Below are 14151 nucleotides of genomic sequence, written 5' to 3' on the forward strand. Positions count from 1 at the left end.
CCGCCACCGTACCGCCCCGGCCCACCTCCCGCGTACGCCACCCCGGTACGCGGAAGCCCCGCGCCGTCCGAGGACGGGGCGGGGCTTCGACGCGAACCGGGACGAACCGGGCGCCTTACAGGCCCAGCTCGACCTCGAACTCGCCGGCCTCCAGGATCTCCTTGACCGCGACCAGGTAGCGGGCGGCGTCCGCGCCGTCCACCAGACGGTGGTCGTAGGAGAGCGACAGGTAGGTCATGTCGCGGATGCCGATGGCGGTGCCGCCGTCGGCCTCGATGACCACCGGGCGCTTCACGGTCGCGCCGATGCCCAGGATGGCGACCTGGTTCGGCGGGACGATGACGGTGTCGAACAGGGCGCCGCGCGAACCGGTGTTGGAGATGGTGAAGGTCGCGCCGGACAGCTCGTCCGGGGTGATCTTGCTGTTCCGGACCTTGGACGCCAGCTCCGCGGTCTTCTTCGAGATGCCGGCGATGTTCAGGTCGCCCGCACCCTTGATGACCGGGGTCATCAGACCCTTCTCGGAGTCCACCGCGATACCGATGTTCTCGGTGTCGAAGTAGGTGATGGTGCCCTCGGCCTCGTTGATCCGGGCGTTGATGACCGCGTGGGCCTTCAGCGCCTGGGCCGCGGCCTTCACGAAGAACGGCATCGGGGACAGCTTCACGCCCTCGCGGGCCAGGAAGGAGTCCTTCGCCTTGCCGCGCAGCGACATGATCTTGGTGACGTCCACCTCGACCACGCTGGTCAGCTGCGCCTGCTCGTGCAGGGCCTTCAGCATGTTGTCGCCGATGACCTTGCGCATGCGGGTCATCTTGACGGTCTGGCCACGCAGCGCGGACGGCGCCGCAGCGGCCTTCGCCGGGGCGGCCGGGGCGGCGACGGGCGCCGGAGCGGCCTTCGCGGCCTCGGCGGCGGCCAGCACGTCCTGCTTGCGGATGCGGCCACCGACGCCGGTGCCGGCGACGGCGGACAGCGCGACACCGTGCTCGGCGGCGAGCTTGCGCACCAGCGGGGTGACGTAGGCGTCACCGGCGTCCGCGGCCGGAGCGGCGGCGACCGGGGCGGCGGCGACCGGCGCCGGAGCAGCCGGGGCGACCGGAGCCGGAGCCGGGGCCGGAGCGGCCGGGGCCACCGGGGCGGCGGGAGCGACCGGCGCGAGGGCCGGGGCGGCGGCGACCGGAGCCGGCGCCGGGGCGGCCGGGGCAACGGGGGCCGGAGCCGGGGCAGCCGGAGCGGCCGGGGCCGGAGCGGCGGCGACCGCGCCCGCGGCGCCGATCAGCGCCAGCTGGGCGCCGACCTCGGCGGTCTCGTCCTCGCCGACCAGGATCTTCACCAGGGTGCCCGCCACGGGGGAGGGGATCTCGGTGTCGACCTTGTCGGTGGAGACCTCGAGCAGCGGCTCGTCGACCGCGACGGTGTCGCCCTCGGCCTTCAGCCAGCGGGTGACGGTGCCCTCGGTGACCGACTCGCCCAGCGCGGGCAGCAGCACCGGGGTGGCGTCGCCGGCCGGAGCGGCAGCGGCCGGAGCAGCGGCCGGGGCCGGGGCGGCGGCGACCGGGGCGGGGGCGGCGGGGGCGGCGGGGGCCTCGGCAGCGGCAGGACTGGGGGCCGGCTGAGCGGCCGCGGCGGCGGGCGCTGGGGCGGCGACCGGGGCACCGGAGCCGTCGTCGATGATCGCCAGCTCGGCGCCCACCTCGACGGTCTCGTCCTCGCCGACCTTGATCGAGGCCAGGATGCCGGAGGCCGGCGCCGGGATCTCGGTGTCGACCTTGTCGGTGGAGACCTCGAGCAGCGGCTCGTCCATCTCCACGCGCTCACCCTCGGCCTTCAGCCAGCGGGTGACGGTGCCTTCGGTCACGCTCTCGCCCAGCGCGGGCAGTGTTACTGAGACCGCCATGGTTCCAGCGACTCCTATCAAGTCTTGCGTACAGGAATGAACGGGGACGGGGGCGCGATCAGTCGTGCGCGTGCAGCGGCTTGCCGGCCAGCGCGAGGTGGGCCTCGCCCAGCGCCTCGGACTGGCTCGGGTGCGCGTGGATGAGCTGGGCGACCTCGGCGGGCAGGGCCTCCCAGTTGTAGATCAGCTGGGCCTCGCCGACCTGCTCGCCCATCCGGGCGCCGACCATGTGGACACCCACGACGGCGCCGTCCTTGACCTGGACGAGCTTGATCTCGCCGGCGGTCTTCAGGATCTTGCTCTTGCCGTTGCCGGCCAGGTTGTACTTGAGGGTGACGACCTTCTCCTTGCCGTACTGCTCGACGGCCTTGGCCTCGGTCAGGCCGACGGACGCGACCTCCGGGTTGGAGTAGGTCACGCGCGGGATGCCGTCGTAGTCGATCGGGACGACCTTCAGACCGGCGATCCGCTCGGCCACCAGGATGCCCTCGGCGAAGCCGACGTGGGCCAGCTGCAGGGTCGGGACCAGGTCGCCGACGGCGGAGATGGTCGGCACGTTGGTGCGCAGGTACTCGTCGACCAGGACGTAGCCGCGGTCCATCGCGACGCCCTGCTCCTCGTAGCCCAGGCCGGCCGAGACCGGGCCGCGGCCGATGGCGACCAGCAGGACGTCGGCCTCGATGGACTTGCCGTTCTCGGTGGAGACCCGCACGCCCTCGGCGGTGTACTCCACGCCGGAGAAGCGGGACTTCAGCTCGAACTTGATGCCGCGCTTGCGGAACGCGCGCTCCAGCAGCTTGGAGGAGTTCTCGTCCTCCAGCGGCACCAGGTGCGGCAGGCCCTCGACGATGGTGACGTCGACGCCGAACGACTTCCAGACCGAGGCGAACTCGCAGCCGATGACGCCGCCGCCGAGGATGATCGCCGACTTCGGGATGTAGTCGAGCTTCAGCGCGTGGTCGGAGGAGATGATCCGGTTGCCGTCGATGTCCAGGCCCGGGATGGAGCGCGGGACGGAGCCGGTGGCGAGGACGATGTGGCGGCCCTCGACGCGCTGGCCGTTCACGTCCACCGAGGTCTGCGAGGAGAGCCGGCCCTCGCCCTGGATGAAGGTGACCTTGCGGGAGGCGACCAGGCCCTGCAGGCCCTTGTACAGGCCGGCGACGACGTCGTCCTTGTACTTGTGGACGCCGTTGATGTCGATGCCCTGGAAGGTGGCGAGGACACCGAACTCGGCGGCTTCGCGGGTCTCGTCCGCGACCTCGGCGGCGTGCAGCAGCGCCTTGGTCGGGATGCAGCCGCGGTGCAGGCAGGTGCCGCCCAGCTCGCCCTTCTCGATCAGCGCGACGCTCAGCCCCAGCTGAGCGCCCCGGAGCGCCGCGGCGTAACCGCCGCTTCCGCCTCCGAGAATGACTACGTCGAAAACGGTGCTGGCGTCGTTCGCCACGTCACGTCCTCCATGCAAAAGTGCGGATCGCCGGGCCGGTCGCGGTCCGGTGGGTGAGTGCCCTTGTAAGGGCGCCCAGTCGTGCCGGAAATACATCTTTGCACTTGTTGGCGGCGGCTGGCGTCGGGGGCTGCCCGGAGACCGCGGCCGCGCGACCCCGGCGGCGGCGCTATGCCCCGTTCTCGGGGGTATCGTCGCAGCTCACAGCCGCGAAATCGGCAAACGGAGGTGGTCCGTCCGGGGGTCTTCACCGGCCGGGTTCCGCATGGTGGAACATAGTTTCGCCCCGGGCGAACACGCCTGCGGATTGTCGACGGGGGCTACCGGCTGGTAATGCGCGTGGGGCCCGGCACCCACGGTGCCGGGCCCCACGGACGGTCTCCGCCGACTACTTCGCCGCGGCGGTGTCCTCCGCGAAGCGGACCAGGGTGCGCACCGCGCTGGCGGTGCCGCCCTTCGGGGTGTAGCCGAACGGGCCGCCCTCGTTGAACGCCGGGCCGGCGATGTCCAGGTGCGCCCAGGCGGTGCCCTCGGCCACGAACTCCTTCAGGAACAGGCCGGCCACCAGGCCGCCGCCCATCCGCTCGCCCATGTTCGCCAGGTCCGCGACGGTCGACTCGACCATGCCCTTGCGCAGGTCCGCAGGCAGCGGCATCGGCCAGGACTGCTCGCCCACCGCGGTCGCGGTCTCGTGCAGCCGGGTGCGCAGCGCGTCGTCGTTGGCCATCACGCCGAAGGTGCGGGTGCCGAGCGCCAGCACCATCGCGCCGGTCAGCGTCGCCACGTCCACGATCACGTCCGGCTGCTCCTCGCCGGCCTTGACGATCGCGTCGGCCAGCACCAGGCGGCCCTCGGCGTCGGTGTTCAGCACCTCGACGGTCTTGCCGCCGTACATCCGCAGCACGTCGCCCGGGCGGGTCGCCGAGCCCGACGGCATGTTCTCCGCCAGCGCCAGCCACGCGGTCACGTTGACCTGCAGGCCCAGGCGGGCGGCGGCGACCACGGCGGCGAACACCGCGGCGGCGCCGGACATGTCGCACTTCATGGTCTCGTTGTGGCCGGCCGGCTTCAGCGAGATGCCGCCCGAGTCGTAGGTGATGCCCTTGCCGACGAACGCCAGCGAGGCCTTCGCCTTCGGGTGGGTGTACGCCACCTTCACCAGCCGCGGCGGGTTGGCCGAGCCGACGCCGACGCCGAGGATGCCGCCGAAGCCGCCCTTGGCGAGCGCCTTCTCGTCCAGCACCTCGACCTTCAGGCCGAGCTCCTTGCCGGTGGCCTGGGCGATCGCCGCGAAGGACTTCGGGTTCAGGTCGTTCGGCGCGGTGTTGATCAGGTCGCGGGCGCGGTTCATCTCCTCGCCGAGCACCGAGGCGCGCTCGACCGCGGCCTTGGCGTCCTTCGAGCCCTTGCGGCCGGAGACCACGATCAGCTCGCCGACCGGGGCCTTGCTCACCTCGGCCTTGTAGCTGCCGAAGGAGTACGCGCCGAGCAGGCCGCCCAGCGCGACCGCCTCGACGTCGTCCGCCGACTCGGCCGGCAGCGCCAGCGCGACCTTCTTCGAACCGGCCAGGGTGCGCGCGGCGACACCGGCCGCCTTGCGCAGCTCCTCGGCGCCGAACGCGCCGTCGGCCGCCTCGCCCAGGCCCACGGCCAGCACCAGCGGGGCCTTCACGCCGGCCGGCGCGGGCAGCTTGACCGCCTCACCCTCGGCGCCGGTGGCGCCCAGGGTGGTGAGGACCTCGGCCAGCTTGCCCTCGAACGCCTCGACGACCGCCTCGGCACCGGACGCCACGACCAGGCCCTTGGGGCCCTTCGCCACGCCGATCACCAGGGCATCCGCACGCAGGCTCACGGCGGAGGAGGTGCTCACAGACAGTGCAGTCACGACAAATGCGTCCTGTTCTTTCGCGGTCCACAACCGGTGACGGCTCCGTTGCCGACCGGCAAACCCAGGCAGACTCCGCGGCGAAACGGGGCGCAGGGCCAGGGTGCTCACCGCATGGTAGTCCGCATGTTGGGATCGCGCCGCCCCGCCTCCCCCGTGCACGAACCGCCGCCGTCCGTGACGGTGCGTGAGTTCGTGTACGGGGCGGAGGTTGACGGGGGCTCAGCCCAGCGCGACGACCAGCAGCGCCGTGGTCGCCGAGGTCTCCACCAGCGCGCCGAGCACGTCCCCGGTGACCCCGCCGAACCGTCGCACGCAGCGCCGCAGCAAGGCGACCGCGACCGCCGTCCCGGCGAGCAGCGCGAGCCCGTACTGCCACCGCACCGCGCCCGCCGCGGCCGTGAGCACCAGCGTCACCGCCACCGCCACGGCCGGGTGCACCGTCGCCGCCACCATCGCCCCCAGCCCGCCGGGGCGGGCGGCCGGCACCGAGCGCAGGCAGCCCCAGGCCAGGGCCGTCCGCCCGGCGACCGCGGCCACCAGGGCGGCCAGCGCCCCGCGCAGCGGCGACACCGCGAACTGCCCGGCCAGCGCTGCGACCTGACCCAGCAGCACCAGTACCAGCGTCAGCACGCCGAACGGCCCGATGTCGGACTGCTTCATGATCCTGAGCGCGTCCTCGGCCGGCTTCCCGCTGCCCAGCCCGTCGGCGACGTCCGCGATGCCGTCCAGGTGCAGCCCGCGGGTCGCCGCGGCCAGTACCCCGACCACGGCCACCGCCCCGAGCAGCGCGCCCCCGCGCCAGGCGACCCCCGCGCCCACGGCTCCGGCGAGGGCCCCCAGCGCCAGCCCGACCACCGGGGCGACCACCATCGCCACCCCGCCGGCCCGCCGGTCCCACCGGCGGACCCGCACCCGGAACACCGTCAGCGTCCCGAACGCGAAGCGCAGCCCGTCCGCGAGGCCGGAGGGCGAGGAGCCGACCGCTGACCGCTCGTCACCCACCGGTGCCCCGCAGCTCAGTACTTGCCCAGCAGCTCCGCGGCCGTCGGCAGCTTGGCCGGCGCCCGCGGCGGCAGCGGCTTGGCGCTGGGGACGGCAACCGGCTCGGCGAGCGAGTCGGAGGCGGCCTGCAGGAGCGGCAGCGCCAACGCCGCGGCGACGCCCTCGCCCATGGTGACGTCGAGGTCCTGAAGGGGCGTCAGGGTCAGCCGGTCGTAGGCCTTGGCCTGGGCCGGCTCGCCGGTGAGGGCGGCGGCGCGCCACCACTCGGGGGCGCGGAAGGCGATCCGCTGGGCGACCAGCGCACAGGCGGCCGAGACCACGCCGTCCAGCACCACCGGCAGCTTGCGGACCGCGGCCTGCAGCAGGAAGCCGGTGATCGCCGCGAAGTCCGCACCGCCGACGGCGGCGAGCAGCGCGAGCTGGTCGCCGAGGACGGGGCGGGCGCGGCGCAGCGAGTCGCGGATGGTGGCGCACTTGACCATCCACACCCGGTCGTCGATGCCGGAGCCGCGACCGGTGACCGCGGCGGCGTCGGTGCCGCAGAGCGCGCCGATCAGGACCGCGGCGGCCGTGGTGGAGCCGACCCCGAGGTCGCCGAGCAGGATCACGTCGGTGCCCGCGTCGGCCTCCTCGTCGGCGACCGCCATGCCGGCCAGGAAGGCCCGGGCCGCCTCGTCCTGGGTCACCGCGTTCTCCACGTCGATCCGGCCGGAGCCGCGGCGGATCCGGTGCCGGACGACCTCCTCGGGGAACTCGGCCGGGTCGGCGTCGACGGCGACGTCGACCACCCGGACGTCCGCCCCGTAGCGGCGGGCCAGCGCGGCGACCGGGGCGGTGCCGTCGAGGACGGCGCGGACCCGGTCGGCGGTGCCGCCGCGGGGGTCGAGGGTGGAGACCCCGAGGGAGGCGACGCCGTGGTCGGCGGCGAAGAGCAGGACGCGGGCGGTGGCGAGCGGACGCGTCGGCACCTCACCCTGCGCGGACGCCAGCCAGGCACCCAGCTCCTGCAGCCGGCCCAGGCCGCCGCGCGGCATCGCCAACTGCTGCCAGCGTTCCTCGGCGCCGCGCCGGGCACTCTCGTCCGGTCGTTCGACGAGCGAGGAGAAAGTGTCGAGATCCACGGTGGTGTCCATCGCTCGGCAATCTACACGGCCGCCGCTTTGATGGTGAGCACCTGTCCGGCGACCACCAGCAGCACCTGCTCGGAGGCGTCGGCGATCGCCATGTTGAGCCGTCCGAGGGTGTCCCGGAAGCGCCGTCCGGCGGCGGTGGCCGGGACCACGCCCATCCCCACCTCGTTGCTGACCGCGACCGCCGTGCGGCCGGTCGCCGCCCAGGCCGCGGCCAGGGCGGCGCAGCGCGCCTCCACGGCCGCCTGCCCGCCGCCGCTCCACACCGCGTCGTCCCAGGCGTCGTGCTCGTCCATCACCGCGGTCAGCCACAGCGCCAGGCAGTCGATCAGCACCGGCGCCGGGTCGGCGGTGTCGGCCAGCACGGCCTCCAGCTCGCAGGTCTCCGCGGTCCGCCAGCTCGCCGGCCGCCGGGCCCGGTGCAGGTCGACGCGCTGCGCCCAGTCGGCGTCGCCGTCGCGGGTGCCGGAGGTGGCCACGTAGAGCACGTCGACGTGGTCGGCGAGCAGCCGCTCGGCGTGGGTGGACTTGCCGGAGCGGGCGCCGCCGAGGAGCAGGGTGCGGGGGAGTGCCATGCGATCATCCTGCCGGACGGCGCATTGCCCGCTCGCCGGGTGGGCACGCTACCGTCACGACCCAGTGGCACGACTCACGGAGGAGCCCGGCATGGTGTGGACCTGGCGGTACGAGAAGAACGACGGCACCGTGGTGTCCCCGGCCGGCGGCGTCGAGGAGTTCTCCAGCCAGGGCGACGCCGAGTCCTGGATCGGCGAGGAGTGGAAGTCGCTGCTGGACGACGGGGTGGACCGGGTGGTGCTGGTCGAGGACGGCCGGGACATCTACCCGATGAGCCTGCACGAGGCCTGACGGTCCGTCGGCCGGCCGGTCACTTCCCGGCGACGACGTGCAGCAGGGCGGCGACCTGCCGGTAGGGGTCCTGCCGGCCGGCCCGCTCCTCGGCGTCGAGCAGCTGGGCGAGCTGTCGCCCGTCGACCGGCGCGGCGTCGTCCGGCATCGCGTCGGTGAACACCCGCACCCCGTACCAGTGCTGCACCGGGACGGCGAACTCGGCCAGGGTGGTGGAGAGTTCGGCAAGCCGGTCGGCGCGGGCGGGCAGGCCGAGGCGGTTGGTGTAGCGGGTGGAGTCGAAGCCCTCCTGGCAGGCCCGCCAGTCGCCGGTGAGGCCGGCCCGCATGGCCAGCGCGTCGCCGTTGCGCACCAGCAGCGAGAGCAGCCCGCCGGGCGCCAGGATGCGGGCCACCGAGGCGAGCATCGGGTCCGGGTCGGGCACGTACATCAGCACGCCGTGGCAGAGCACCAGGTCGAAGCTGCGGGGTCCGAACCAGCGGCCGACCTGGTGGCCGTCGCCGGTGAGCAGCTGGACCCGCTCGCGCACCCCGGGGTGCTCGGCCGCCAGCGCGGCCTGCGCGGCGCCGAGGGTGGCCGGATCGGGGTCGATGCCGGTGACGAAGTGCCCGGCCCGGGCCAGCTGCAGCGCCTGGGTGCCCTGGCCGCAGCCGACGTCCAGCACCCGCAGCGCGGTCCGGCCGGTGAGCTGTTCGGCGAGCTGCCGGGTGACCAGTTCCTGCCGGACCAGGTTGTGCAGGCCGCCCTGCCGCTCCAGCCACTCGCCGGCCCCGCTGTGGTAGCGCTCGACCCGGCCCGGCAGCCGTCCGTGCCGCCCGTGCGGCTGGCCGTACTGGGCGGGGATCCCCGGCGTGCCGAAGGCCCCGCCCGGCTGCTGCGCGGGCGGGGCCCAGTACGGCGGAACGGCCTCTGCGGTCAGGGTCGCTCGCCCCGCTTGACCATCGGCTTGGGCAGCCGCAGCCGGCGCATCTGCAGGGTGCGCATCAGGCCGTACATCAGGGCGCCGCGGGTGTCCTCGTTCGGGAACTTCGCCGCCAGGCCCTTGCGCAGCGACAGGCCGATCCGGACGAAGTCCAGGATCACGACGATGAAGAAGACCATGAACAGGTAGGTCGAGAGCAGCTGCAGGTAGCCGATCTTGGTGATGCTGAGCACCAGGACCACGACGGCGTACGGCAGGAAGAACTCGGCGGCGGCCCAGCGCGAGTCGATGAAGTCGCGCACGTAGCGGCGGACCTTGCCCTTGTCGCGCGGCGGCAGGGCGGACTCGTCGCCGTTGAGAAGCGCGGTGCGCTGCTTCTCCCGTTCGGTCCGCATCCGGTCGCGGGCCTGCTTGGAGGCCTCCTTGCGGTCCTTGGGGACGGTGACCCGGGTCTTCCGGTTGGCCTCGGCCTCACTGCGCTTGGGCGTGGGCCGACCCTTGGGGGCCTGCGGGTCGCGGGTGGTGGACTTCTCGTCCTCCTTCGTCAACGTGACGGTGGAGGCGGCGGATTCATCAGAGCGGCGTCGGAACACACTCCCAGCGTACGGGTTGACCGGCCGCTTTCCGTCAGGCCCTTGGACCCAAACCGATATCGATCGCCAGGACGATGCCTGACGGCCCCTTGCTGTAGCAGCATTGTTGCAGGCTGGTGGACTGCGGCGGCGAGGCCGCCGCGCATACACTCGACCTGTCACGAGACGCAAACCCAAGGCCCGAGAAGGGGGCTATCGAGGCCCATGAGCGACGGAATCATGAAGCGGATGGGGCTGATCTTCCGCTCCAAGGCGAACAAGGCCTTGGACCGGGCGGAGGACCCGCGCGAAACGCTCGACTACTCCTACCAGAAGCAGCTGGAACTGCTGCAGAAGGTGCGCAGGGGCGTCGCCGACGTGGCCACCTCCCGCAAGCGCCTGGAGCTGCAGCTCACCCAGCTCCAGCAGCAGTCCTCGAAGTACGAGGACCAGGGCCGCAAGGCGCTGTCGCTCGGCCGTGAGGACCTCGCGCGCGAGGCGCTCACCCGCAAGGCCAACCTGCAGACCCAGATCACCGACCTGGAGACGCAGTACCAGGCCCTGCAGGCCGAGGAGGAGAAGCTGACGCTGGCCTCCCAGCGGCTGCAGGCCAAGGTGGACGCCTTCCGCACCAAGAAGGAGACCATCAAGGCCACCTACACCGCGGCGCAGGCGCAGACCCGGATCGCCGAGTCGTTCTCCGGTATCTCGGAGGAGATGGGCGACGTGGGCCTGGCGATCCAGCGGGCCGAGGACAAGACCGCGCAGATGCAGGCGCGGGCCGGCGCGATCGACGAGCTGCTGGCCTCCGGCGCGCTCGACGACGCCAGCGGCCTGGGCCGCAAGGACGACATCGAGGCCGAGCTGGAGCGGGTGGCCGGCGGCAGCGACGTCGAACTGGAGCTGGCGCGGATGAAGGCCGAGCTGACCGGCGGCACCCCCGCCTCGCAGCCGCAGGCCATCGAGCCGGGCAAGCAGGACACCCCGCCGCCCACCATCAACTACAACAAGTAATCCCGAGCAGGGGAGACGCACCAGCATGATCATGCGGGTCTTGGGTGAGGGGCAGTTCGAGGTCGCCGAGGCCGACCTGAACCGGCTGAACCAGCTGGACGACGAGCTGCTCCAGGCCGTCGAGGCGGGCGACGAGGCGGCCTTCAAGGCTGCCCTGGGCAGCCTGTTGGCGGCGATCCGGGAGGTCGGCACGCCGCTGGCCCCGGAGTCGCTGGAGCCGTCGGACCTGATCCTGCCGGACGCCGAGGCGTCCCTGGAGCAGGTCCGCGAGCTGCTGCGGGACGAGGGCGACGGCCTGATCCCCGGTATCCCGGAGTAGTTCGGGCGCGGTACGTGACGAGAGGGCGGGCACCCCCGGTGGGGTGCCCGCCCTCTCGTGTGCGCCGTGGAGGATCGTTACGGCAGGGCCAGCATCCGGTCGAGCGCGGCCTTGGCGTACTTCTCGGTCTCGGCGTCCACTGTGATCACGTTCGGCACCCGGCCCTCGGCGAGCGACTCCAGCGCCCACACCAGGTGCGGCAGGTCGATCCGGTTCATGGTCGAGCAGAAGCACACCGTGCGGTCGAGGAAGACGACCTCCTTGTCCGGGTGCGCCTTGGCCAGCCGGCGGACCAGGTTCAGCTCGGTGCCGATGGCCCACTTGGAGCCGGGCTCGGCGGCGTCCAGCGCCTTGATGATGTACTCGGTCGAGCCCACCATGTCGGCGGCGGTGACCACCTCGTGCTTGCACTCGGGGTGCACCAGCACTGTCACGCCGGGGATCCGCTCGCGGACCTCCTGGACCGAGTCGAGGCTGAACCGGCCGTGCACCGAGCAGTGCCCGCGCCACAGGATCATCTTGGCGTCGCGCAGCTGCTCGGCGGTCAGCCCGCCGTTCGGCTTGTGCGGGTTGTAGAGCACGCACTCCTCGAGCGGGATGCCCATCTCCAGCACCGCGGTGTTGCGGCCCAGGTGCTGGTCCGGCAGGAACAGCACCTTCTGCCCCTGCTCGAAGGCCCACTCCAGCGCCCGCTTGGCGTTGGAGGAGGTGCAGATGGTGCCGCCGTGCCTGCCGGTGAAGGCCTTGATGTCGGCGGAGGAGTTCATGTACGAGACGGGCACGGTGACGTCCGCGACGCCCGCCTCGGCGAGCACGTCCCAGCAGTCGGCGACCTGCTCGGCGGTGGCCATGTCGGCCATCGAGCAGCCGGCCGCCAGGTCCGGCAGGACCACCTGCTGGCGCTCGGAGGTCAGGATGTCCGCCGACTCGGCCATGAAGTGCACGCCGCAGAAGACGATGAACTCGGCCTCCGGGCGGGCCGCGGCGTCCCGGGCCAGCTTGAAGGAGTCGCCGGTGACGTCGGCGAACTCGATGACCTCGTCGCGCTGGTAGTGGTGGCCCAGGATGAAGACCCGGTCGCCGAGCTTCTCCTTCGCCGCGCGGGCCCGGGCGACCAGGTCGGGGTCGGAGGCGGCGGGCAGGTCGCCGGGGCAGTCGACGCCGCGCTCGCTGTTCGGGTCGGCCTCGCGGCCGAGCAGCAGCAGGGCGAGCGGCGACGGAGTGGGGTCGACGCCGTATGTCTCGGTGGTGGTGGTCACGGGCGGGTGCCCTCCTGATGCGGCCGGATCGTTCCCGACCAGCCTTCTCGTCTATCTGACACTATCTATGATAACCGGTTCTCGTCAGGCTGACGATGGCCGTCCTGTCGATGTGACGAGAACCGCTCACCAGGATGGATGCTTCCGGCGCGAGAACCCCCCGTGCCATCCGCTTGGCTGGAGGCCATGAAGGCAATCGCGATCAACCGCTACGGCGGCCCCGACGTGGTCGAGTACACCGAACTGCCCGACCCCAAGATCGGCCCCGACACCGTTCTCGTCCGCACCCGCGCGGTCGGCGTCAACCCGGTCGACTGGAAGATCCGCGAAGGACTCCTCGACGGGATCCTCGACGTCCACTTCCCCCTCGTCATGGGCTTCGACCTGGCCGGCGTGGTGCAGGCGGTCGGCGGCGCCGTCACCGAGTACGCGCCCGGCGACGAGGTGATCGGCTACGTCCGCAAGGACGTCATCGAACGCGGCACCTACGCCGAGCTGGTCGCCGCCCCCGTCCGCACCCTGGCCCGCAAACCCGCCGCGCTCAGCTGGGCCGAGGCCGGCGGACTGCCCACCGCCGGCCTCACCGCCCAACAGGGCCTGGTCACCGCGCTCGGGCTGCGCCGCGGCGAGACCGTGCTGATCCACGCCGCGGCCGGCGGCGTCGGCTCCGTCGCCGTCCAGGTCGCCACCGCCCTCGGCGCCCGCGTCATCGGCACCGCGGGCCCGCACAACCACACCTACCTGCGCGGCCTCGGCGTCGAACCCGTCGAGTACGGGCCCGGCCTCGCCGACCGGGTCCGCGACCTCGCCCCCGACGGGGTGGACGCCGTCCTCGACCTGGTCGGCGGCGACGCCGTCGAGGCCTCGCTCCCGCTGCTGCGCGACCCCGCCCGGATCGCCTCCGCCGTCGACTTCCGGGTCACCGCCCACGGTGGCCGCTACCTGTGGACCCACCCCGACCCCGAGGACCTCGCCGCCGTCGCCCGGCTCGCCGACGAGGGACTGCTCACCGTCCCGGTCGCCTCCACCTTCCCGCTCAGCCAGGCCGCCTCCGCCCAGGCCCTCAACGCCGAGGGCCGCACCCGCGGCAAGATCGTCCTGCTGGTGGACTGAACGGAGCCCGGCCGTCCGCGACAATGGGCCCCGCAGAGTCGTTTCTCCTCCGACTCGCCACCCTCACCCGCACCACCCCGTGGAGCCTTTGCCATGAGCGAGCGCAGCGAGCGAATCGTTGAGAGGTGCGCATGTGCGAAGCGCCTGCCGAGCGAAGCGAGGCGGGTCGCATGAGCACCCACCGGCCGCCGGACCTCGGCGGGACGGCGCTCGACGACACCGACCGGCTGCTGCTCGAACACCTCAGCCGCGACGGCCGCGCCTCGTACGCCGAGATCGGACTGCTCGCCAACCTCTCCGCCACCGCCGTCCGCCGCCGCATCGACCGGCTGCGGGCGCGCGGAGTGGTCCGCGGCTTCACCGTCGTCCTCGACCCCGCGCTGCTCGGTTGGCGCACCGAGGCCTTCGTCGAGGTCTACTGCCGCGCCCGCACCTCGCCCGAGGAACTCCTCGCCTCGCTGCGCCAGTTCCCCGAGGTCGCCGCCGCCTGGACGGTCACCGGCGACCCCGACGCCCTGGTCCACCTGCGGGCCTCCGACACCCGCCACCTGGAAGCCGTCATCGAGCGCATCCGCAAGGAACCCGGCGTCCAGCGCAGCCGGAGCTCCGTCGTCCTCTCCCAGCTCATCTGACGCAGGAAAGCTGCGCCGCACCCCCCGAACACGCATGAAAGGGGCCCCAACCGGCCGTGTTCCGACGCGCGGCCCACCGCCCCCGC

At 72.9% G+C, this 14151-nt stretch carries 13 protein-coding genes and 1 pseudogene; 5 read left to right on the forward strand and 9 right to left on the reverse strand.

Going from position 1 to position 14151, the window contains the following annotated elements:
* Positions 1–115: 115 nt before the first annotated feature.
* From sucB to cobU, 6 genes and pseudogenes are all read right to left on the reverse strand, one after another.
* Complete coding sequence (gene sucB, locus ACWD4U_RS02370; RefSeq protein WP_363449637.1) at positions 116–1900, reverse strand: 2-oxoglutarate dehydrogenase, E2 component, dihydrolipoamide succinyltransferase; 1785 nt, start codon at positions 1898–1900, stop codon at positions 116–118.
* A gap of 58 nt (positions 1901–1958) precedes the next feature.
* Complete coding sequence (gene lpdA, locus ACWD4U_RS02375) at positions 1959–3347, reverse strand: dihydrolipoyl dehydrogenase (protein ID WP_363449639.1); 1389 nt, start codon at positions 3345–3347, stop codon at positions 1959–1961.
* A gap of 388 nt (positions 3348–3735) precedes the next feature.
* On the reverse strand, positions 3736–5232 hold the full coding sequence (locus tag ACWD4U_RS02380) for a leucyl aminopeptidase (protein ID WP_363449641.1): 1497 nt from the start codon (positions 5230–5232) through the stop codon (positions 3736–3738).
* Positions 5233–5454: 222 nt separating this feature from the next.
* Positions 5455–6237, reverse strand: a complete 783-nt coding sequence (locus ACWD4U_RS02385) for an adenosylcobinamide-GDP ribazoletransferase (protein ID WP_363449643.1) — start codon at positions 6235–6237, stop codon at positions 5455–5457.
* Positions 6238–6251: 14 nt separating this feature from the next.
* Entirely contained in the window at positions 6252–7370 is a 1119-nt protein-coding gene (locus ACWD4U_RS02390; RefSeq protein WP_363449645.1) for a nicotinate-nucleotide--dimethylbenzimidazole phosphoribosyltransferase, read from the reverse strand.
* A gap of 11 nt (positions 7371–7381) precedes the next feature.
* A pseudogene (cobU, locus tag ACWD4U_RS02395) lies at positions 7382–7930 on the reverse strand (bifunctional adenosylcobinamide kinase/adenosylcobinamide-phosphate guanylyltransferase); the annotation flags it as partial.
* 103 nt (positions 7931–8033) lie between these two features.
* Between cobU and ACWD4U_RS02400 the strand changes: the two are divergent.
* Complete coding sequence (locus tag ACWD4U_RS02400) at positions 8034–8234, forward strand: hypothetical protein (RefSeq protein WP_363449827.1); 201 nt, start codon at positions 8034–8036, stop codon at positions 8232–8234.
* 19 nt (positions 8235–8253) lie between these two features.
* On the opposite strand, the gene ACWD4U_RS02405 is transcribed toward ACWD4U_RS02400, so the two are convergent.
* Together ACWD4U_RS02405 and ACWD4U_RS02410 are read right to left on the reverse strand one after the other, a co-directional pair.
* The gene (locus tag ACWD4U_RS02405) at positions 8254–8898 is read right to left on the reverse strand and encodes a methyltransferase domain-containing protein (protein WP_363449647.1); all 645 of its coding nucleotides are present in this window, start codon (positions 8896–8898) and stop codon (positions 8254–8256) included.
* A 251-nt stretch (positions 8899–9149) separates the two neighbouring features.
* On the reverse strand, positions 9150–9749 hold the full coding sequence (locus tag ACWD4U_RS02410) for a DUF3043 domain-containing protein (RefSeq protein WP_449787074.1): 600 nt from the start codon (positions 9747–9749) through the stop codon (positions 9150–9152).
* Positions 9750–9953: 204 nt separating this feature from the next.
* Between ACWD4U_RS02410 and ACWD4U_RS02415 the strand changes: the two genes are divergently transcribed.
* Together ACWD4U_RS02415 and pspAA are read left to right on the forward strand one after the other, a co-directional pair.
* Positions 9954–10742 (forward strand): PspA/IM30 family protein, encoded by a 789-nt coding sequence (locus ACWD4U_RS02415; protein ID WP_363449649.1) that lies wholly within the window; start codon positions 9954–9956, stop codon positions 10740–10742.
* A gap of 25 nt (positions 10743–10767) precedes the next feature.
* Positions 10768–11061, forward strand: coding sequence for a PspA-associated protein PspAA (gene pspAA, locus ACWD4U_RS02420; protein ID WP_363449650.1), 294 nt, complete (start codon positions 10768–10770; stop codon positions 11059–11061).
* Positions 11062–11138: 77 nt separating this feature from the next.
* Here pspAA and nadA read toward each other — a convergent pair whose 3' ends face one another.
* Entirely contained in the window at positions 11139–12320 is a 1182-nt protein-coding gene (gene nadA / locus ACWD4U_RS02425; protein ID WP_363449652.1) for a quinolinate synthase NadA, read from the reverse strand.
* Positions 12321–12506: 186 nt separating this feature from the next.
* On the opposite strand from nadA, the gene ACWD4U_RS02430 reads away from it, so the two are divergent.
* Together ACWD4U_RS02430 and ACWD4U_RS02435 are read left to right on the forward strand one after the other, a co-directional pair.
* Complete coding sequence (locus tag ACWD4U_RS02430; RefSeq protein WP_363449654.1) at positions 12507–13433, forward strand: NADP-dependent oxidoreductase; 927 nt, start codon at positions 12507–12509, stop codon at positions 13431–13433.
* Between the two features lie 170 nt (positions 13434–13603).
* Positions 13604–14065: an Lrp/AsnC family transcriptional regulator gene (locus ACWD4U_RS02435; protein ID WP_363449656.1), complete on the forward strand. Its 462-nt coding sequence runs from the start codon at positions 13604–13606 to the stop codon at positions 14063–14065.
* Positions 14066–14151: the final 86 nt, after the last annotated feature.

This window comes from Kitasatospora sp. NPDC002522, from assembly GCF_053595195.1.

What these genes read in the sequence shown, in the direction of transcription:
- ACWD4U_RS02390 (WP_363449645.1), bottom strand. Translation starts at nt 7,370, where the DNA reads ATGGACACCACCGTGGATCTCGACACTTTCTCCTCGCTCGTCGAACGA.
- ACWD4U_RS02435 (WP_363449656.1), top strand. Translation starts at nt 13,604, where the DNA reads ATGAGCACCCACCGGCCGCCGGACCTCGGCGGGACGGCGCTCGACGAC.
- ACWD4U_RS02415 (WP_363449649.1), top strand. Translation starts at nt 9,954, where the DNA reads ATGAGCGACGGAATCATGAAGCGGATGGGGCTGATCTTCCGCTCCAAG.
- pspAA (WP_363449650.1), top strand. Translation starts at nt 10,768, where the DNA reads ATGATCATGCGGGTCTTGGGTGAGGGGCAGTTCGAGGTCGCCGAGGCC.
- ACWD4U_RS02400 (WP_363449827.1), top strand. Translation starts at nt 8,034, where the DNA reads ATGGTGTGGACCTGGCGGTACGAGAAGAACGACGGCACCGTGGTGTCC.
- sucB (WP_363449637.1), bottom strand. Translation starts at nt 1,900, where the DNA reads ATGGCGGTCTCAGTAACACTGCCCGCGCTGGGCGAGAGCGTGACCGAA.
- ACWD4U_RS02430 (WP_363449654.1), top strand. Translation starts at nt 12,507, where the DNA reads ATGAAGGCAATCGCGATCAACCGCTACGGCGGCCCCGACGTGGTCGAG.